Annotated in this window: 11 protein-coding genes; 3 read left to right on the top strand and 8 right to left on the bottom strand. The window is 37.7% G+C overall.

Annotated elements, in window-relative coordinates:
* The 6 genes from PL77_RS25745 to PL77_RS25720 all read right to left on the bottom strand — a co-directional run bounded on the left by PL77_RS25745 (nt 1) and on the right by PL77_RS25720 (nt 11913).
* On the bottom strand, nt 1-1791 hold the full coding sequence (locus PL77_RS25745; protein WP_156152543.1) for an arylsulfatase: 1791 nt from the start codon (nt 1789-1791) through the stop codon (nt 1-3).
* Entirely contained in the window at nt 1792-4161 is a 2370-nt protein-coding gene (locus PL77_RS25740) for a glycoside hydrolase family 3 N-terminal domain-containing protein (RefSeq protein WP_044211687.1), read from the bottom strand.
* Between the two features lie 360 nt (nt 4162-4521).
* Nucleotides 4522-5823 (bottom strand): c-type cytochrome domain-containing protein, encoded by a 1302-nt coding sequence (locus PL77_RS25735; protein ID WP_044211673.1) that lies wholly within the window; start codon nt 5821-5823, stop codon nt 4522-4524.
* A 316-nt stretch (nt 5824-6139) separates the two neighbouring features.
* A complete protein-coding gene (locus PL77_RS25730) occupies nt 6140-7252 on the bottom strand; it encodes a twin-arginine translocation signal domain-containing protein (RefSeq protein ID WP_052444732.1) in 1113 nt (370 codons plus the stop codon).
* 6 nt (nt 7253-7258) lie between these two features.
* Nucleotides 7259-8740 (bottom strand): DUF1501 domain-containing protein, encoded by a 1482-nt coding sequence (locus PL77_RS25725; RefSeq protein ID WP_044211672.1) that lies wholly within the window; start codon nt 8738-8740, stop codon nt 7259-7261.
* A gap of 5 nt (nt 8741-8745) precedes the next feature.
* On the bottom strand, nt 8746-11913 hold the full coding sequence (locus tag PL77_RS25720; RefSeq protein ID WP_253274023.1) for a DUF1553 domain-containing protein: 3168 nt from the start codon (nt 11911-11913) through the stop codon (nt 8746-8748).
* A gap of 251 nt (nt 11914-12164) precedes the next feature.
* On the opposite strand from PL77_RS25720, the gene PL77_RS25715 reads away from it, so the two are divergent.
* The 3 genes from PL77_RS25715 to PL77_RS25705 all read left to right on the top strand — a co-directional run bounded on the left by PL77_RS25715 (nt 12165) and on the right by PL77_RS25705 (nt 16693).
* Nucleotides 12165-13784, top strand: a complete 1620-nt coding sequence (locus tag PL77_RS25715) for a tetratricopeptide repeat protein (protein ID WP_044211670.1) — start codon at nt 12165-12167, stop codon at nt 13782-13784.
* A 64-nt stretch (nt 13785-13848) separates the two neighbouring features.
* Entirely contained in the window at nt 13849-14259 is a 411-nt protein-coding gene (gene tnpA, locus PL77_RS25710; protein WP_044211669.1) for an IS200/IS605 family transposase, read from the top strand.
* A 199-nt stretch (nt 14260-14458) separates the two neighbouring features.
* Nucleotides 14459-16693, top strand: a complete 2235-nt coding sequence (locus PL77_RS25705) for a glycoside hydrolase family 3 N-terminal domain-containing protein (protein ID WP_044211668.1) — start codon at nt 14459-14461, stop codon at nt 16691-16693.
* Between the two features lie 190 nt (nt 16694-16883).
* Here PL77_RS25705 and PL77_RS31390 read toward each other — a convergent pair whose 3' ends face one another.
* Nucleotides 16884-19784 (bottom strand): carbohydrate-binding protein, encoded by a 2901-nt coding sequence (locus PL77_RS31390; RefSeq protein ID WP_063769053.1) that lies wholly within the window; start codon nt 19782-19784, stop codon nt 16884-16886.
* A 390-nt stretch (nt 19785-20174) separates the two neighbouring features.
* Nucleotides 20175-20621 (bottom strand): hypothetical protein, encoded by a 447-nt coding sequence (locus tag PL77_RS25695; protein ID WP_044211667.1) that lies wholly within the window; start codon nt 20619-20621, stop codon nt 20175-20177.
* Nucleotides 20622-20870: the final 249 nt, after the last annotated feature.

Raw genomic sequence — 20870 nt, 5'->3', positions numbered from 1 at the left:
CTAATTAGGGGGGAGATATGAGATGTACGTATAATACACGCCATATTTATCACCTTTCTCCACAAAATCATTGACCAAAAGTGTCTTTCCTTTTTCTAGATAAACAGTAAAGGCAACTTCTTCTTCTTGTGCATTGACCTCTTTTTCGTGAATCTGATTCCCTATTTTTATGCGTACTAGCTCAGGTTTTATGACATCATACTCAAAGCGATGCTTAGGGTGTTGTTCAGGTTTGCCGTGCAAAGGGCCACTCCATTCTTTTGGCCACCTTCTGCAGCTGATTTTATACATACCCTGTTTCACTACTTCCAAAGCATGAGTATTATTTTTATTCTTTGATCCTTCCGCCACTTGCTCACATTTCCATATTCCTTTGTCTTCACCGATGGCATGTTGTATAGTCAAGGTGACTTCATTTTGAATCGGACTTCCAATGATAGTAGAAGGCATTTCAGAAAACGTTTTTTCCTTTTTTATTTTTTGATAAAAAGTCTGATTGTCTTCCAATAATTGTGTGATGACAGAAGGATGATCTTGTGCAAGGTTTTTTTTCTGAAGCGGATCTTTTTTGATGTCATACAGCTGTTTTCCATTGATCAGTCGCCAATCATTTTGTAAGACACATGTGCCTTGTACAGCGGTTGGAGGACGCCAATCTTGTCTGTGATGAACAAATACAGAACGCTCTATTTTAGTATCCTTTTCTTTTAATACAGGAGATAGGTCTACGCCGTCTAATTTCAGACTATCTGCTAACGAGATATTGCATAAGTTTGCCAAAGTAGGAAGTAAATCCACATGAGCAGCCAAGGTCGGAATGTCTTTTCCTCCTTTAATGCCTGCACTAGCCCATTGCATAAAGAACGGCACTCTATGTCCACCTTCTAATTTGGCTCCCTTGATGCCTCTCAAGTTGTAATTGTACCCTTTTTTACCATCAGGACTGTAGCCAAATCGAGTACCGTTGTCACTCATATAGATGATGATGGTATTTTCTTCTAACTTGTGTTTTTTGAGGAATTTTTGAAATCGGCCAAAATTTTCATCAATATTGGCAATCATTCCGTAAAGGTTGGCATCTATAATTTCATTGTTCTCTTGATATTTCTGGTAAGGTTTAGCGTATTTTTCGGCTACAATTAATGGATCATGAGGAGCGTTGAGTGGAAGGTAAATAAAGAAAGGTTTGTCCTGATTCTTCTCAATGAATTTCATGGTTTCATCAAACCAAACGTCAGTACAATACCCTTCAAATTGTTGGGGTTTATTGTTGACGTAATACACATCATCAAAATAGGTGTTTCCCCAGTGATCAGAAAGTTCTCCAATACCACCTGCATGATGTTGTACAACATGTTCAAAACCTTTGTCAGTGGGTCTTACAGGGTAATTATCCCCCAAATGCCATTTTCCAAAAAGTGCTGTTTTGTATCCTGCAGATTGGAAAACTTCTGCTATTGTTGTGGTATTTTTAGAGAGTGCATCTCTTCCTTTGTAGGTAGCCCACGCACCATTGTGCACTGGATACTGTCCTGTCATAATCGCTGCACGAGTAGGTGTACAAAGTGGACTTACATGAAAATCTGTAAATCGAACGGAAGAGGCATAAAATTTATCAATGTTTGGTGTTTTTAGCCAAGGGTTTCCATGACATCCTAAGTCTCCAATTCCTTGGTCATCTGTAAGAATCAATATGACATTAGGCTGTTTTTTGGTTTGTCCAGATACGATAAGAGGAATTAAAATAATTCCCCCTATCGCTAAAATTAATGAATGAATTATAGGTATCATCTATTTATTAAGCTTTTGATCTTGAACAGTTGTAGATGAGAAAAACACCTTACGTCCTTCTCTTAATTCCAACGGAGCACCTTTGATTTGTACCGTAGCACTCAAACGAATATCCGTAGAAGAAGCACCAATTTTAAAGGCATAATTTCCTCCTTCAACTACCCAATCATTATTTTTGTATTGTGCCAACAGTTGTGGTGACACCTTAAATGTAATCTCTTTTGTTTCTCCTTTTTTCAAGCTCACTTTCTCGAAACCTTTCAGTTGAATAGGCTTCATCGTTGAGTTTTTATCTAATGGCGAAATGTAGAGCTGTACAACCTCCGTTCCGTCTACTTTACCACTATTAGTGACCGAACACGAAACTTCAATTGATTCATCTGTCAATTTTGCTTCTTTCGGTAATTTGATATTATCATATTGAAAAGAAGTATAGCTCAAACCATAACCGAAGGGATATTGTGGCTGATCATCTTTTGCATAACCCAACTTGTAATCAATCTCCTTTTTTTCTTGTGTTCTAGGGTAACTTACACAAAGTTTACCGGAAGGATTAGCATTGCCCAATAAAATATCCGCTACAGCATTTCCACCTTCTTCACCAGGGAACCAAGCGTTAACAATTGCAGCACAATCTTTCTCAATGTCCGCAATCACCTGTTGTCTACCACCGAAAAGTACCAAAATAACAGGTTTTCCAGTCGCAATTAGTTGTTTTACAAATTCCTCTTGTTGACCCGGCAGACCAATGCCTTTTCTCCATCGCCCTTCACCATTGAGGTAAATATTTTCACCCATAGCAGCAATAATTACATCACTTTCTTTGGCAATTTTTAATGCTTTCTTTAAGTCAGGTTGAGGAAGATCTGAGACTGAGATCATTTTTAATTTACTTAAACGATCATCCCCAAAACCATCTTTATCAATTGTCGCTTCTAAAGCAGCACTCCAATCACAACCTCTTTCGTGTTGGATACTTACTTTTCTACCTACTTTACTTTCTAAACCTTCTTTAAGAGTCACCAACTTAGGATTGAGTTCATCAAACTTGGCACTCTTCCAGAAGGCACGCATTGCTTGGTATGTATAGTCACCTAAAAGGCAGTGTACCGTAGAAGAGTTTGGACCGACTAAAGCAATTTTTCTAGTAGATTTTTTAAGGGGTAAAACGCCATCATTTTTTAGTAAAACAATAGATTCTACAGCTGATTGATATGCTAAAGCTCTGTTGGAAGCTGGATCAAAATCCAAATCTCCATCTTTACCAATCATTGGGTTGTCTTCCAATAAACCTAACTTTGCTTTCATGGTCAATGACCTTTTTACCGCTTGATTAATGTCTTTTTCAGTAACTAATCCTTTTTTCAAAGCATCTTTTAAGTAAGGGAAAGTCATAGGAGACGAAAGCTCAATATCTACTCCAGCATTCAAAGCCATTGCACCAGCAGTCATTTGATCTGGAGCTCTTTTATATTTTTTGTAAATCATATTGATGGCACCATAGTCACTGACTACTAACCCATCAAAACCGATTTCTTTGCGAAGAATTTGATCTAACATTGTAGGGCTCATGCTGATAGGAAGAGCTTTGTAAGTACCGTAAGAAGGCATTACACTTTTTGCATTTCCCACTTTAATACAAGCTTCATGTGGCATTAAATATTCCTCGTAAAGTTCTTTTACTGAATTATTTTTCGTACCATATCCTGCAAAGTGTTTTACAGTTGCTGCTACACCTGTTTTAAAGTCATCACCTTGTAAGCCTTGAACGAAGGCAACACCCATTCTCGATGTCAAATAGCTGTCTTCACCGTAGCTTTCTTGATGTCTGTTCCAATGTGCAGTTCTACTAATATCAATCATTGGAGATAGTGCAAAAGAAGCCCCCACTTCTCTCATACTTTTGGAAATAGCGGTAGTGTTTTTCTGTACTAATTCGGGGTTCCAAGAACATCCCATTCCTATTTGTTGAGGGAAAGTAGTGGCTTGGTAGGTCGCGAAACCAGTGATAGCTTCTTCATGAAAAATGGCAGGTATTTTTAAACGAGTTTCGTTCATCAAATAATTTTGAACTTCCCTCACTAAATCTCTTAATTGTTCTGGGGGTAATTCCTGTCCAGATGAAAATTGACAAAAATGACCTATTCCATGGGGTATATGCTCTCTACATTTTTCTAGAGAAACTTTTCCGTCTACCATAATATCACGTAAACGAGTACCTTCTATTTGAGCGATTTTTTCATCCAAAGTCATTTTAGACATCAAGTTATCTACCTGCTCGTCTATTTCCTTTGTTGAAAATGAAGTTTGTCCCATTGCACCTTGCATTACAAAAAGTGCAATTATTAATAAGTAATATTTGTTCATCATTTCTTTTCTTTTACCCAAATGTATTCTAATGTGGTGGTTTCAGTAGAAATAAATTGAGCAGAAAAAGAGGGAGAAAATTTTATTGAGATCAGAATCGTTAGTTTTTACCATTGTAGAAGGCAATATCATCAACCCATGGTTACACTTCTGAGTTGATGATATGCGTCAAATCTTTCAGCTTCTTTGCTCTTCATTTTTCCATTAATGAAAAACAAAGCAAAAAATCTAGACCTTGAAGGAAGGTACTACAAACTAATTGGGTAGAAAGACTATTGGAGCGAATGTTAAGCTTAAGTGTCAATCGTGACCTTTCAGATCATTAGAAATCTCCTGATTTCTAGAATTCGTTTTGTTGTGTAATCAATGTACTTCCGCCAATTGCTTACCCACATTCGTATTCCAAGAGTAAATCTTTTTTAGAGAAGGTATTCCCTTTAAAATCTCAAGTCCTTCATCACTGATATTAGTAGAATGAAGATTGATAACTTCTAAGTTTTGAAGCCCTTTCAAGGCGATTAAATCATGATCTTGAATAGGTGTTTTACTTAAATTGAGTTTGACAAGTTGAGTGTATTGCCCAATTTTCTTCAAATCCTCTCCATTGACATCTTGTTCTTTTAAGTCTAGCCAAAGAATATTATTTTTGATCGGTTCTAAATCTTGAATGCCTTGATGAATATCGATTTTCTTGGAAATAGAAACATCCAAAGCATTACTTCCCACTATCAATTCCCTAATCTCAAAATGATTCTCTCTTAATTCAGTGATGATAGCAGGATCAATAGCTTCAAAGGCATAACTACTTTTACTTGCTTTAAAACCTAATCGTTGAAGTGCAATTTCTTCTAATTTTTCATCAGGTGCCAAAGCCACAAGGGTAGTATCAAAACTGCCCATTCCTTGATCAATCCAAAATGTAATCAATGCAATATCTTGATCTGAAAGAGGCTTTTTTCCCTCAGGAGGCATAATATCTTCATGATGATGGGGTAAGGAAATTCGCTCTACAAAACTACTTTTAGCAGAATTACCAGCAACCACAAAAGCACCATTTTTACCACCTTTCAGAATAGAGGTTCTACTTGTCAGTGATAAATTCCCTTTCTTTTTTTCTTCATTATGACAACTGAAGCATTTGGTTTCAAGAATAGGGTAGACCAAATCACCAAATACTTGAGCTTCTTCAATAGAAGTGATTTCAGGCCTTTCAAATTCGTTGGGTTGTTGGTTGAATTTGATAGGAGCGTATTGTGTCAAATAAGTCGAGCCATGCGTGAGGTTTCCACCCATATGACCTGTTGCACTTAGTAATATAAAAAGTAAACCCAGTGAAGGTTTATAAAATTGATTGTCTTTTTCTTTTAAAAAATAAGCTCCAAAAACCACCAATGTTGTGATAATTCCTAACCACTGATGCAATTGAATACTTTCAAAATCGTAGTCACTTTCACCACTTCCAAGGAAATAACCTAGGACACACGTAATGATACCACTCACGCCTCCTGAAAGTAAAATCAGTTTGATTACCTTTTTGGTGTGCTCTATTATTTTAAAATGCTCTGCGATTTCAATGATATAAACCATAAAGATAAAACCGATGGGAAGGTGTACCAACAGCGGGTGAAATCGACCTATAAAGAGAGAAAAATTTGAAAAATCCATTTTGTTGAATTTATAATTTTCAATGAGAATCAAGAGGTATTGATTTGTGATAAAACTGAATACTGTTTTCTATAACCATAGATGTTTTCAACTAGAAGTCGGAGACTTCTTATGATCTTTCAAGCACAATTGACGCTGTCGCTTAACATTTGCGCTAGGAAGTGGAAATCAGTGACACTGGCTCGGATGTTAAGCGATAGCGTCATCCGTGCCAACAGATCACCAGAAATCTCCTGATTTCTAAAAAAGGATCTTGTTAGAGCATATAGGGTAGTTCAAGTGAAACCTTGATTCGCATTAAATCATTACTATTAATTTATATACGCTCCAATTTCAGAGGAGCCGTATGCCCTGCGTTCCACTGACATATGTAAAGGTTTTTATCCTCATCTACACACACATCATGACCGTGAAGAATGGGTTGAGTAGGAAGCTGATAAGAAGCTTGAAGCTCACCTTTTTTATAAATTGGCGCCGTACCGCCTGGGTTGGAAACTACTTTGTCATCTTGCAGAATAGTCACAAAACCAGTATGTTTTTTCCAGTTATGACCGCTTCCATCTTCAGGTCTAGACCAACAAACGCCAGCGTATAAGTTATTCTCATCAAATACTGCACGACAAATGAACATGTTGGTGAGGTGGAGTTTTTTGACGAATTTCCCATCCAAGGTAAACCACTTATACATATTCTCACTTCTTGATGAACAGCATAAAAGTGGTTGGTCAGGATCACGTAAATCTAAAGTTACCCCATGAGCATTCATCAAGTTGTAGTTTTTGTCCTTGTTTTTATGCCCGCCCCATTTTCTGATAAATTGCCCCTTGGCATCATAGTGCAAAATGTAGTCTTTTCCATAGCCATCTGCCACATAAATATCACCGTTGGGTGCGATGGCGACTTCGGTGGGGCAGAATAAATCCCCCGGCTCATAAGCACCTACTGTTTGAGGGTGACCGATATCAAAAACGACTCTTCCGTCTAATGTAGTTTTAGAGACTCTACCGTTATGATGTACCCACTTTCCGCTTTTATCCAAGAACCAACCTGAATCCGTCAAGTAAAGAAAATCTTCTTCTCCTTCCTTGCTTAAAGTCAGACCATGACCACCCGGATAGGCCGTGCCCCAGTAATCTAAAAGCTTACCCGATTTATCAAAAATCATGATATTGTTGTCGGTATTATCACCAATCATGATCAGCCTTCCTTTACTGTCCATCACCATTTCATGGCAGTTAAGAATAGGGTTACGGACACTGCTGATTTGTGCCCAATCTTTGTTGAGTTTATATTGATAATCACCATGCCCTAAAATGATTTCTGGAGCTGGCTTTTTCTTTAAAATATTGAAACTATAAAGTGGAGAAGCCATAGCGCCACCAAGAGCGGCAATGCTTGTATTTTTTATAAATTGTCTTCTTGAGTTCATGGTAAATTAAGATAAAATATCGTTGACAACATTTCCATGAACATCCGTCAATCTAAATCTTCGTCCTTGGAATTTATAAGTAAGTTTTTCGTGGTCAATGCCCATGATGTGCATTAGAGTCGCATGGAAATCATGTACGTGAACTGGATCTTTTACAATATTATAGCTGAAATCATCCGTCTCTCCATAGCTCATTCCTGCTTTTACTCCAGCACCTGCCATCCACATACTGAAGCATTTCGGGTGATGGTCTCTACCGTAGCTTTGAGGCGTTAATTTCCCTTGAGAGTACACCGTTCTACCAAATTCACCACCCCAAATTACGAGGGTGTCTTCCAGTAAGCCTCTTTGTTTCAGGTCTTTCAAGAAAGCGGCGGTAGGCTGATCTGTCATCTCACATTGCTTTTTCATTCCCCAAGGAAGTCCGGCATGATGATCCCAACCTCGGTGGTACAATTGAATAAACTTCACATCTTTCTCTAAAAGTCTTCGAGCCATCAAACAGTTTGCGGCATAGGTACCCGGTGTTCTACTGTCTTTGCCGTACATCTCAAAAACTTCATCGGGTTCGTCTGACATATCAGTGACTTCTGGAACGGAAGTTTGCATTCGGAAGGCCATTTCATATTGAGAAATTCGAGCATCCACTTCAGGATCACCATAAGCAGAGTTCTGCACTTCATTCAATTCCTTTAAATAAGAAAGCATGTCCTTACGGTCCTCGTGATGATAATTTTCAGGATTGTTGAGGAACAAAACAGGGTCTTTTCCACTTCTAAATTGCACTCCTTGATGTTGAGTTGGAAGGAAGCCATTTCCCCATAACCTAGAGTAAAGGGGTTGGCCACCATTTCCAGAAGTCAAAACAATAAAGTTTGGAAAGTTTTTATTATCAGAACCCAATCCATAGCTCATCCATGATCCAATCGACGGACGCCCAGGCAATTGGTGTCCGGTTTGGAAGAAAGTGATGGCAGGGTCGTGGTTGATCTGTTCGGTGTACATGGATTTGATGATGCAGAGATCATCGACCATTGAAGCCGTGTGCGGAAGCAATTCACTCACCCAAGTTCTGCTCTCACCATGTTGCTTGAATTTGAACTTGGAAGGAGCGATGGGAAGTGAAGATTGTTGTGCACTCATGGCGGTCAGACGTTGCCCTTGACGAACGGAAGTGGGAAGTTCTTTGCCAAACATATCCGTTAGTTTTGGCTTATAATCAAATGTCTCAAATTGAGAGGGACCACCACTTTGGAACAAATACACAACACGTTTCGCCTTAGGTAAAAAGTGCGGGAGGCTCTGCGTTATCTCTTCTTGAATGGTCTTCTTTGGACTTCCAAAAACCTTTTCCAATCCCATCAATGAACCCAATGCAAACGCACCGATCCCCATGGAAGTGGTGGTGAGAAAGTGCCTTCTATCCATTTTCTTTTCAACAGATTGAAGGTCTTTATTATTCGATCTGAATTTCTTTTTATTACACATAATGTTTATCGTCTGGTAATGGTAGCATCTGAGTTGAGAATCAGGCTGGCAACAATGGCGTTGGCGGCCACTTTTGATGGATTTAATCGCGTATCCAAGGCTGATTCACCAGCGGAAAGCCAACCTTTTGTTTTCTCTGGTGAAGTCTCAAAACGCTGTATCTCTTTTGTTTGCACTTCTTTTAATAGTGCTAATTCTTGATTGGAGATATCACGACCTGTCAATTTGTAATAGACCGTTTGAATGCCTTCATCAATAAAATCACTCTTTGTAATTTCTTCCCCTAACTTTCTGCACGCTTCCAAATAAGTTGGGTCATTCATAAGCACTAAGGCTTGAAGTGGTGTATTGGTTTTTTGTCTTTTGACAGCACATTCACTTCTCTCAGGTTGATCAAAAGTCGATTGCGTAGGATTGGGAACCGTCCTTTTCCAAAAGGTATATAAACTCCTTCGGTATAAATCATCACCGTGATCTTGTATATAAATACCACCGTTCATTTTCCATAGTCCTTCCGGCTGATAAGGCTTCACACTTTTACCGCCTACTTTCGGTTTAAGTAAATTACTGGCTAAAAGTGCATTATCTCTCATCATTTCACTACTCAGTCTAAATTGAGGACCTCTAGCCAAAAGTGTGTTGTAAGGGTCTTTTTCTCTTAATTCTGGTGAACAATGACTGCTTTGTCTATACGTAGCCGACATCACTATTTTTTTCTGAAGTGCTTTCACATCCCATCCACTTTCAATAAATTCCAAGGCCAAGTGATCCAATAATTTAGGGTGAGTAGGTAGTTTTCCTTGATTGCCAAAATCTCCCGTCGTTTCCACAATACCAGTTCCAAAGTAGTTTTGCCAATAGCGATTTACAGCGACTCTAGCAGGCAGTGGGTTACGAGGATCCACGATCCATTGTGCTAATCCCAATCTGTTTTTAGGAAGGTCCTTATCAAAAGGTAGAATTGAATTTGGTGTATTAGGATACACTTTTTCGCCATGTTCACTGTATACACCTCTTTCTAAGATATACGCTTGACGTGGTGTTTCCATCTCTTTCATCACCATCACCTCTTTCAAAGTATCATAAGTATAATCCAATTCCTTTTTGGATTTGAGGTAATCATTTTTGGCCCATTTTACTTCCTTAGAAACCCTCTGTTTATAATGCTCTTTTAATAACGTTTTCTCATCCGCAGATAAAGAAGAAACATTTTTAGTAAGCAATTCTTTTGTCTGTTGAGGGGCAAAAAGATGTTGCACTTCCAAAGGTGTCAAGCAGGTATTGAACACATCTACTTCATCCACTTTAGCGTCTTTTAAACCAAATCCTCTCCAACGTGCACCGACCTGTAAACCTGGCTCGATTGGAGTGGCATAGATTACATCTTCATAATTATTGAAAATGATGCTTTTGGTAAGGTTGTCCTTGGTGGTGTTCATCTTAGCCACTGCACCATCAACATATAAAGTCACGCCTTCAGCTTTACTTTTTCCATCATAAGTCAATGTCAAGTGCACCCATCGATCCCTTGGGAAATCGTCTTTTGTTTCTTGAATGATAGCATTTTCTGGGTAGGTATGTGCTAGCATCGTTTGCAATTTATTATCCTTTAGATACAGCGTATACCCTTTTACAGAGTGAAGCATCACCGCTTTATTTTTATGGAAAATCACACCTTCTTTTAGACCTTCAGGAATGTTCACCCAAATACTAATCGAAAAAGGATCATTGCGGTCAAATACACCTACAGGCTTCATATCAATCCATGTATCACCATTCAGTAAAATACCTTTTCCTTCTTTTCCTTCCGTATAATTTGCGACTTCATTTTTAGAAGTCTTACGTATCATTTTGGCCTTCTTTCCCGTGATGTCGTTCTTCAAATTACCATTCAAAGAGAAATCAGCCACTTTATGTTTTCTAGCCGAAAGAGAAGCCGTGTGATAAGCCGAGGTATTGACCCACTGTTTCGCAGTACTTTCCGCTTTTTGTTCCGCCGACTTTACTTTTTCATCTTTTTGCTGACATATTTTTTCTAAGTAAGCAATCACTTCTTCCTGTTCTTCCGTTGGCAATGTCATCGTAGGAACCGGAATATCGTTAGGGTCCCAGGAGATTTGACCGGTTTCATTGACATTATTAAAGAAGCTGTAGATCTCGTAATAATTTTTCTGAGTGATCGGGTCGTATTTATGGTCATGACATCTCGCACAAGCGAAAGTCAAACCCATTACACCTTGTCCAACTACTGCCGTTCTATCCGCTACATATTCTACTCTAAACTCTTCATCTACAATGCCACCTTCAGCATTTTGAGGGTGAAGTCGATTAAAGCCAGTCGCTAACACTTGATCTCTTGTTGGGTTAGGCAATAAATCACCCGCCAACTGATAAATCAAGAATGAATCATACGCCATATTATTATTGAAAGAGGCAATCACCCAATCTCTCCACGGACTCATATCTCTGTAGCGGTCCACCTGATAACCGTGTGTGTCAGCATAGCGGGCAAGGTCCATCCAATCGGTCGCCATTTTTTCACCATAAGCTTCAGAAGCAATCAAGCGGTCCACTTGCTTTTCATACGCATTCTCATCATTGTCATTCAGAAATGCATCAAGATCTTGTTGAGTAGGAGGAAGTCCGGTAAGGTCAAGCGAAACTCTTCTTAGTAAAAGGGATTTTTCGGCTTCCGCTGATGGTTTTAGTTTTTCCTGTTTTAATCTTTTATATACATAATCATCAATTTCATTTTGTCCCCAATCCTCTGCTTTTTCAACTTCTGATTTCGCCATAGGCACAAAAGACCAATGCGGTTTATATTCTGCTCCGTCTTCAATCCATTTAATCAACGTTGCTTTTTCTGTTGCCGTAAGACTAAGGTGAGATTCAGGTGTAGGCATGATCAGTTCAGGATCGTCCGTTAAGATTCTTCTGACTGCTTCACTGCTTTTTGGACTACCCGGAACGATAGCATACTTACCCTTCGATTCTGTCAGTTCTTGCGTAGCCGTTGCATAACTATGTAATTGTAATCCGGCTACAATTTTCCCTTTATCCGGTCCATGACAAGCAAAGCATTTATCCGATAATATGGGTTTGATATCTTTATTAAAATCCAATTCAGCCGGTAATTCTTCATACGCTATTTCCACTTCTTGGGGTAGGTCCATTTTACAGGAGGATAGCAAGTAGAGCAATAGCAAAATAAATAAGCTATGAGATTTCATTCCATTAAAAAAGTTTGAGTGTGTGAGATAATTCTGACTCTAAATTTCATGAACAACTCCTCCTTCCCCTAAAAAATGACATAGACTCTATATAGACAAGTGTGAATTTTACAGCAAAAAAATTGTAGACAAACCTTAATACAGGCATATTGAGGAGGGTTTTTCCAATAGACAATCCCAAAACTTCAATTTTTATGTATAGACAAATTTTAATAATACTCTTCAGTGTCATTTTTTCGACTTCAGTTTTTGCGAGCGATACTGATATTATCATTACCACGGATTTTTTAAGGGAAATTTATGAAGATGATGATCTTATTTCTGCCGAAAAAGAATTGCTTGAATTTAGAAAGTCAGGTGATGTAAGAGGAGAGATAAGAGCTTATTTAAAGTTGGGTGGACTTTATTGTAATAGGGTCAATTATCATAGAGCATACGAGTCGTATTGGGAAGCACTTTTTCTTTTGGACAAAGAAAATTACCCTATGCTGAAAGCGAAAGTGTACAGAGGTATGGGCATCTTGTATAGCTTGTTTGAAAGAAACGATTTGGCCGTAAAATATTATAAGCAGGCATTGTCTATGAATAGAAAATTGGTAGAGAATGGGGTCATTGCATTGGAGAATTTACGTCCCAATTACCACTCATTGATGGTGCATTACAGGTATGAAGGAGATGCGAAAAATACGCAACTTTATTATGACAGCTGTACTACTATTCCAATGGAGGATAACGTTTCTAGAATTTTATTAGAAAGTGAAGAAACCTTTTTATCCTTACTGAAAGGAGAGCTTATAGAAACGGGAAAATCCTTTAAAACATTGATGCCTCAATTGGAAGGTTTAGAAGGTAACGAATCTTACTTGGTGATTTTTTATTCTTCTTATGGAGATTACTTTTTTAAGACCAAGAAGTACAAAGAATCGATTCATTATTATAAGGAAGCATTGAAAGTTTCGAAGCAAGAACGTGCCCATCTAAATTTTACGCCTTTGCTTTACGAAAAACTAGTAGAAACGTATAAAATGATAGGAGATTATCAGTCTGCTTTAAAGTTTGCTACGGTGGGGAACAACTTAAATCAATGGCTTTACAGTAGTAAAAGTGAGAGGAACAGGTCGTTATTTGAAATTTCAGATGAATATAAAAAGAGAGAACAGGCCCAACAATTAGAGATCGAACGCCAAGAATTAGAAAATTATAAGCAGGAGCAGAAGATTCTATGGTTGACCGTCGCTCTTCTATTTTTAATCATATTGGGGGTATTCTTTATGGTCAGAACAAGAGTGAAAACATTGAAACTGAAATATGCATTAGAGAAAGAAGCCATAGAACAGAAACAAAAATTGCATGAAGAGAAAAATCAGGAAATTCTGTATGTCAAAAACAGTGAACTGACCAATACCACCCTTCAAATTATAGCCAAAGATGAATTATTGACTTCTATAAAAGGAAAGTTGAAAGACGTTTATAAAGAAACCAAATCAAAGGAAGTACAAAAAGTAATGAACGCTATCAAGCTCAATCAGGATCATAGTTGGCTAGAATTTGAAAATCGATTCACCTCTGTCAATCCCAGTTTTTTCTCTCAGCTAAAAGAAAAACATCCTTCTCTAACGAATTATGATTTGAAAATTTGTGCCCTTATTAAGCTTAATTTTTCAGGAAAAGAAATGGCAAGATTACTAGGAATTTCTCCCGAAAGTGCGAATACTTCTCGTTATCGATTAAGAAAAAGGTTGGGCTTGGTGAAAGGGGAAGACTTGGTGAATTATTTGGAGAGCGTGCTAATTACCCACAAGCCCACAACTTAAGTTGTGGGCTTGTGGGTGGAAATCATTATCTTCAGTTTTCGATTCATTATAAAACTAGTAAACTATGTCTCATAATCATTGCCAAATCTGGGTTCATGTTGTTTGGACAACCAAAGATCGAGAGAACCTCTTCACTACTGATTTTCTCTATCATAAAATCAAACCTTTACTGCGGAAAATCGCTTTAGAAAATGATATTCAGATAGGAGTAGTCAACGGCTATAAAAACCATATTCATTGTTTAATACGACTCAAAAGTACTCAGTCCTTGTCAGGGAATATTCAGAAGTTAAAAGGAGTTTCATCGAGGGTCATCAATGAAAATAAATGGTTTGACTTCGAATTTTCATGGCAGATAGGCTATCATGCACTATCGGTAAGTCCGAATAGAATCCAATCTGTCAATAACTACATAAAGAAATCAGTGGAGAAAATATCAAACATGTCATTAGACGAAGAACTTCGAGATTTTTAAAGTAGATAATTTATTGCTAACCACCCAATAGCCCTTAAGTTGTGGGCTTGTGGGTGTGAGTTGTTAATCCATTAAATTTTGCTAAAAAAACTAATCAATATCCTACTATCCTTATATTTAAGAAATCTAAATGAAATGAATTTTTAGCCTGAGCTCATTAACCTCAGGTTATTTACTAACTAAGACAATCTTTTTTTAAATGAAACTGTATTATTATTCTTTATTATTAGCTACACTTTTTTTTGGATGTACGACCAACCAACAACTTGATCCAGTTGAACAAAAAGTAGAAGACCTATTGTCTAAAATGACGATAGATGAAAAAATCGGCCAGACCTCGTTACGAGGAACTTCAAGTAGGGTAAAAGGCGACTTGCCTGAGTCGCTGAAAGAAGCCGTCAGGAGGGGTGAAATTGGTGCTTTTCTGAATATCATGAACACGGATTATGTAGATGAACTACAAAGAATTGCTGTGGAAGAAAGTCCTAATAAAATTCCTCTGATTTTTGGTAGAGATGTGATTCATGGTTTTAAGACAATGTTTCCAATACCGCTTGCTGTAGCCGCAACTTGGGATCCACAACAAGCAGAAATTACAGGTAGAGTCTCCGCCTTTGAAGGGACATCTTCCGGGGTAAACTGGACTTTCGCACCCATGTTGGATATTGCTAGAGATAGCCGATGGGGGAGAATTGCCGAGTCGCCAGGTGAAGACCCTTTGTTAGGGAGCCTGATGGGAGCCGCTTATGTAAAAGGTTTCCAAGGTGATGATTTGACAAGTAAAACGAGTATGGTTGCTTGTGCAAAACACTTTTTGGGGTATGGTGCAGCTATTGGAGGACGTGATTACAATACGGCAATTATTCACGATCCGTTATTGTATAATGTATACATTCCGCCTTTTAAAGCAGCCATTGCTGAAAATGTTCAAACGTTCATGTCCTCGTTCAATGAATTGAATGGAGTTCCTGCTTCAGGAGATAAGAAAATCATGATGGACTTATTGAGGGGCAAAATGAACTTTGATGGTTTTGTGGTGAGTGATTGGAATTCAGTAACAGAAATGATTCCTCATGGTTACGCTCAAGATGAAAAACATGCTGCCGAGTTGGGCACCAATGCAGGCGTTGACATGGAAATGACCAGCCAATCTTATGAGAAACACATCAAGGAATTATTGAAGGAAGGAAAGCTATCGATGGATCAATTAGATTTTCTGGTGAAAAACATTTTGAGAGTGAAAATCAGAATGGGCCTTTTTGAAACTCCTTACAGAGATAAACAACACAATGGGCAACTTTATGCAAAGGACCATCTTGAGAAAGCAAAAATTGCAGCAGCAAAAAGTATTGTTTTATTGAAAAATGAAAACCAAGTTTTACCGCTTACTGCCAACAAAAAAGTAGCATTGATTGGTCCCTTGGCTGATGCTCCTCTAGACCAGATGGGTACTTGGTCTTTTGATGGTGAAAAAGAACATTCTCATACCCCTTTGATGGCACTAAAAGATCATGTTATTGGGTTTGAAAAAACACTTGATTTTAGTAGAGATAAAAGTAAAAAAGCCTTCAACAAAGCAATTGCTTTGGCCAAAAAAGCGGATGTCATTTTGTTTGTAGGAGGAGAAGAAGCCATTCTTTCTGGTGAAGCTCATAGTAGAGCTGAAATCGACCTGCCGGGTGCTCAGGAGGAATTAATTCTTGAGTTAGCAAAATTAGGGAAGCCAATTGTATTAACAATTATGGCAGGGCGTCCGATTACGATCGGAAAAATTAAAGATAAATTGGATGGTATTGTAATGGCTTGGCATGGTGGAACAATGGCAGGTCCAGCCTTAAAAGAGGTGTTGTATGCAGAAAGACAGCCGGAGGGCCGTTTACCAGTGACATGGCCCAAAACCTCAGGTCAACTACCTTATTACTATAATCATAAAAACACGGGACGACCTGCTATGGAAGAGAAGTATGTATCCATGTATGATATTCCTGTAGGGGCTTGGCAAAGTTCTTTGGGCAACGAATCTCATTATTTAGATGCAGGCTACCTTCCTGAATATCCTTTTGGATACGGACTCAACTATTCAACTATTGCTTATTCTGCTACAACAATTTCATCTAATCAATTGAAGGAAGGAGGGGAATTGACGGTAGAGGTGACCATTACCAATAATGGTGACTATGATGCAATAGAGACTGTCCAACTTTATGTGCAGGATGTCGTAGGTTCGATCACTAGACCTGTTCGAGAATTAAAAGATTATCAAAAAGTTCACTTAAAGAAAGGAGAAAAGAAGAAGGTGTCTTTTCAACTTCATACTGATCAGCTTAAATTCTATAACAGAGATTTGAAATATGTATTAGAAAAGGGTGATTTTAAGGTATGGATTGCTCCGAATGCTTTAGCTTCAAAAGCGGTAGCATTTGAACTGATCTAAACAATAAATTCAATAGAAATAAAGACAATGACCCCTCAGGATAAAAATCTTGAGGGGTTCATGATTCACCATTCTTTAAAATTATGGTGAAAGAAACAAGGAATCTTAGTTTATAATCTATTGAAGTTACTAAGTATAAAGGATCCCGACTTCAGGAGAAAATACTCCGTATGAAGTCGGGAATTTTTGTTTATTCTATGATAATTTTCTTAGTAAATTGTGCTGACTGTGTAGTGATTTGTACGATATACACACCACTTGTCAAAGCATTTACGCTGATAGCGTGTAGACCTCCATTAAAGGATGTTGTCTTTACGACTCTACCTTGTAGGTCTACAATTTCAACTTGTGTAGTACTTTCATCAGGAGAAGGAAGTTTGATATACACTTTCTTATCCGTAACAGGGTTCGGGTAGACAACAACATCATTTTGTTCCTCCACCACTTGTCTTGTTCTGCTACTAGAAGTAGAAGATTGCCATGCAGCCCAGCTATTAAAATTATAACCTCCATTGACAGTTTCCCATCTAATGACATGTTGACCAGCAGTGAGTGCGATATTTCTGATGTGCATTGTTTGGAATGTTTGCCAACCCCCAGTATTAGGTACGCTCAGGTTTCCTGTAACCGCTACGCCATCTACCAATATTTTGAATTGACCATTTGCGGAAGTACTTGCCACTCTAGGGAAGAAGTCGTAATTATCAGTAATACCTACATTTACGGTATATTCTAACCATTCTGAAGCATTGATCCAACCAACATTGAATCCTCCACCAGTATCAGAACAGGCTTCAACATCTACACCATCTGTTCTGTATTGACCACCTTGATTACTAGTATTACTATCATGGTACGCTACACCCTCACCACCGGTATCGTAGTTTTCAGATTCCACTTTTCCAGGCAGGTAAGAAGGTGTTCCACCGTAAGGATTTTGAACTGCGGCTGGGATGACATTAAGCCCATTGACTTGATCGGTCGCAATATTGGAAGTCCAGTTCGTACCCACAGGTCGAATACTTGCTTTTACGACATAACCACTGCCTGTTGCAGGAGCATTATTTAAATTGATTGTCAAAGTTTCAGTTCTATTTCCTGCACTGACCGTTTTTACCGCTTGACCTAACCAACCTGTTGAAGACCAAAATTCAGCGACGATATCTCTTGTAGCATTGGCAGTATAAGCCAACGTAACATTCACTTTTGTATCACTTTCCACATTGGTAGAAGGACTATTAATTGTAATCGACTCATTACCAATCACGGCTTGATCGTATTTCTTCACTTCTAAGATCATAGAACTGATATGTCCTCCACCATCAGGGAATGTGACAGAGACTGTATTACTTGCTTGTAAAAGGTTGATGTCAAAAGGAATTTCAATTACACCAAAGAAATCACTTCGGTCAGTTTGATCATAACCTTTCCAATTATTAGGTACTGTTACTGTTGTACCATTAATCTTGACGGTTGGATTCTTTGATTTGTTATGTTTTCTTCCAATTCCCATTTGAAGGGAAGCAAGACCTGTTCCTGTTTGAACAGTATTAAAATTGAAATTGATAGTGGTGTTCGCATTAATTGCTTGAAGGTGCTTACTCGTATAGTATTTACGGTCTCGGATTGTATTATCAAAAGTAATTGCACTTGAGAATTGATATTCAAAGACCACTGTTTCCCCTCCAATCAGGGTAATAGATCCAGGTGCAGTACTCGAAGTCGAAATATTCATCACCGGTGCTGTTGTGTCGTAAATTTTTAATGATTTCTTCGTCACATTTTGAAAACCACCTAAGCCACTTACAAAATCAAGATTGACCGTTTGATTAGCATCGTCTAAGTTGTTTAATGCTACATACAGCTTATTCCCATCTGCAAATCCTTGAATCTGAATGTCAGGATTATCAGTAGTTACATGTACTCTGTTTCCCTTAACATTTTTCCATAATTCATAGAAGTGAATTTTGGGTGCATATTTCCAACCTGCCACATTAGGTTGGCCTAAGTTGGTAGGAATAAATAAGGCTGCACTGTAAGGTTGGTAGTTATTAGCCGCAGTCAAGTGCCATAAGGACTTATCCGTAATAAACGGAATAGAAATCTCAATTTTGTTTTCTCTATCCAAAAGATTGAAAAGCATGTGGTTGATACTTCTGACTGTTTGAATACTAGCGACATCAGAATAATTGTCTCCATACCCACTAGCAATTGCACCATATTCTGTAATGGCGTGTGGTTTCACAGTTCCCCATTTGGTGTGAGAGTACGTTTCAATCAAATCTAGAATGGCCTCTGAATTACTACCCGATCTTTGATTGTTTTGACCTGTTACGTTTACTCCATCATAAAGGTGGGTTGAGAAGGCGTCCATATCAGCACCTGCAACATCCATAAACATCTTCATGTTTTCATCCCAATGAGCAAAATCGCTAATTTCTAAAGAAGGCCAAGCAGCAGAATAACCAATAATTTTCATGTTATTCAAAGCTGGAGTATCATGGATTTTTTTCCCTATAGCTGCAAAAACCTTTGCCATTTGTAATTTAATACGATCTTCTTCTGCAATATTCCAAGGGCCAGAATAATAATCAGAAGCATGTACAAATGGCTCATTCATAGGCTCGAAATACTCTGGCCTTTCGCTATCACTTGCATAATCTTTGTAATACTCTGCAGCCCAATTTGCTGCAGCTGTAGCATTAAGACCATCTTTAAAAATGTTGTAAGGATGCTCTGTCGCAACATAACGTGTAACACTTTTTACGTTGTTATTACCGGATTTATCGGCAGGGTATGTGCCTACTGCATTTCCTTTACTTTTGGAGTAAGAATACGGTCCCCAAAAACCACGACTAGGAAAAGCATTATAATCGCTGTAGAATTGATTCAATTCCGTGTCTTTCCAATTGGAATGAAGATTAAAGAATTTGGTACGGTCAAGGCTGGAGACGCCACCGATGTACCTTCGTACTTTGTGGTTGATTGTAGCAGTTGTTTGAGCTGTTACTTCGTTGACCAGCAAACTTATAAGAGAAGCTGCTAGTAGTGTTGCAATAAAAACTGGTTGTCTAAAATAATGTTTAATCATAAGTATTTAATTGATAGTTCATTAAAAGCAGAAAAGGAGACTCCTGCTTAAATTTTCATTACCAATCTACTTTGACCTCTTTTGATATAAGTTTAAAAAAAAAATGAAATAAGTGGGGGAAATTTTTTATATGTTAATATTACACTAATTCGTGAAATTCAATTTAAAAAAAATCCCCCTTTAAAATCGGACGAAGATTTTATTAAAAAACTTACAAAAACCTTTAAAAATACCTCAATTAGTGAATGAATGATTTTACACCTCTCCGTATTTTTCTTTACATACAATTTACGTTAATCATAAAAGCAAAATAATTTATACTTTTTATCGAAAGGGTAAAAATCACACTAATTTTGGTGATGTTCATTAAAAACACAGATATTTTAGTGATTAAGAGGTGATTGTTGTTTCTGTTTTTTTGTGTTTCCCCCTCTTTTTTTCTAGGTAATTCTTAGCTGATTTTCTAAATAATAATACCAAAATAATAAGGGAGGTAGAAGGAAAAACCAAACGGCCAACTTCAAGTAAGACTTGAATAATTCCCATTGTTCGAGCAAGTTTTAGTTTCTTTAAATCAATAAAAAGCCACGTCAATAAGATAAAGGTTGACCTTAATAATAATACACCGATCAATTGCCCTAAAGCATACCTTGTATCTGAGGTATTCAATTCAAATTGCTCAACTGTAGCATCTCTTACTCCTGTTTCCCAACTTAATTGGTCAGCCGGTAAATCCTTGAAGAAAAAATAGGTAATGATGATTCCAATTGTAACAGAGAGTCTTAAGACAATAACAAATTGAATGATTTTAATAGAAATCGGTTTTCTATCTTTCATAATTAAGTTTGCATTAGTATTTGAATAATAGTCACTTTTATAAAAGTATTAATAATTTTTTCAAAAATGATAATTACTTACATTTTTCAGCAATGGAAAAATAAAGAAGAGGGAGGTTTGAAGCTGTATCTTTAAAGTTTCAGATTTAGAACATTGTAAACTAAGTATTTCGAATACTTATGGAGTTTAGAAATCAGGAGATTTCTGCTGATGTTTAGGGCACGAATGACGAACTGTGTTAAAAAACAA

The sequence above is a fragment of the Flammeovirga sp. OC4 genome (assembly GCF_000812565.1).
Taxonomy (GTDB): domain Bacteria; phylum Bacteroidota; class Bacteroidia; order Cytophagales; family Flammeovirgaceae; genus Flammeovirga.
The sequence above is the reverse complement of the archived record's forward strand: the minus strand, read 5'-3'. Positions and strand labels throughout refer to the sequence as shown.

What these genes read in the sequence shown, in the direction of transcription:
- PL77_RS25740 (WP_044211687.1), bottom strand. Translation starts at nt 4,161, where the DNA reads ATGATGAACAAATATTACTTATTAATAATTGCACTTTTTGTAATGCAA.
- PL77_RS25715 (WP_044211670.1), top strand. Translation starts at nt 12,165, where the DNA reads ATGTATAGACAAATTTTAATAATACTCTTCAGTGTCATTTTTTCGACT.
- PL77_RS25725 (WP_044211672.1), bottom strand. Translation starts at nt 8,740, where the DNA reads ATGTGTAATAAAAAGAAATTCAGATCGAATAATAAAGACCTTCAATCT.
- PL77_RS25730 (WP_052444732.1), bottom strand. Translation starts at nt 7,252, where the DNA reads ATGAACTCAAGAAGACAATTTATAAAAAATACAAGCATTGCCGCTCTT.
- PL77_RS25695 (WP_044211667.1), bottom strand. Translation starts at nt 20,621, where the DNA reads ATGAAAGATAGAAAACCGATTTCTATTAAAATCATTCAATTTGTTATT.
- PL77_RS25720 (WP_253274023.1), bottom strand. Translation starts at nt 11,913, where the DNA reads ATGGACCTACCCCAAGAAGTGGAAATAGCGTATGAAGAATTACCGGCT.
- PL77_RS25705 (WP_044211668.1), top strand. Translation starts at nt 14,459, where the DNA reads ATGAAACTGTATTATTATTCTTTATTATTAGCTACACTTTTTTTTGGA.
- tnpA (WP_044211669.1), top strand. Translation starts at nt 13,849, where the DNA reads ATGTCTCATAATCATTGCCAAATCTGGGTTCATGTTGTTTGGACAACC.
- PL77_RS25735 (WP_044211673.1), bottom strand. Translation starts at nt 5,823, where the DNA reads ATGGATTTTTCAAATTTTTCTCTCTTTATAGGTCGATTTCACCCGCTG.
- PL77_RS31390 (WP_063769053.1), bottom strand. Translation starts at nt 19,784, where the DNA reads ATGATTAAACATTATTTTAGACAACCAGTTTTTATTGCAACACTACTA.
- PL77_RS25745 (WP_156152543.1), bottom strand. Translation starts at nt 1,791, where the DNA reads ATGATACCTATAATTCATTCATTAATTTTAGCGATAGGGGGAATTATT.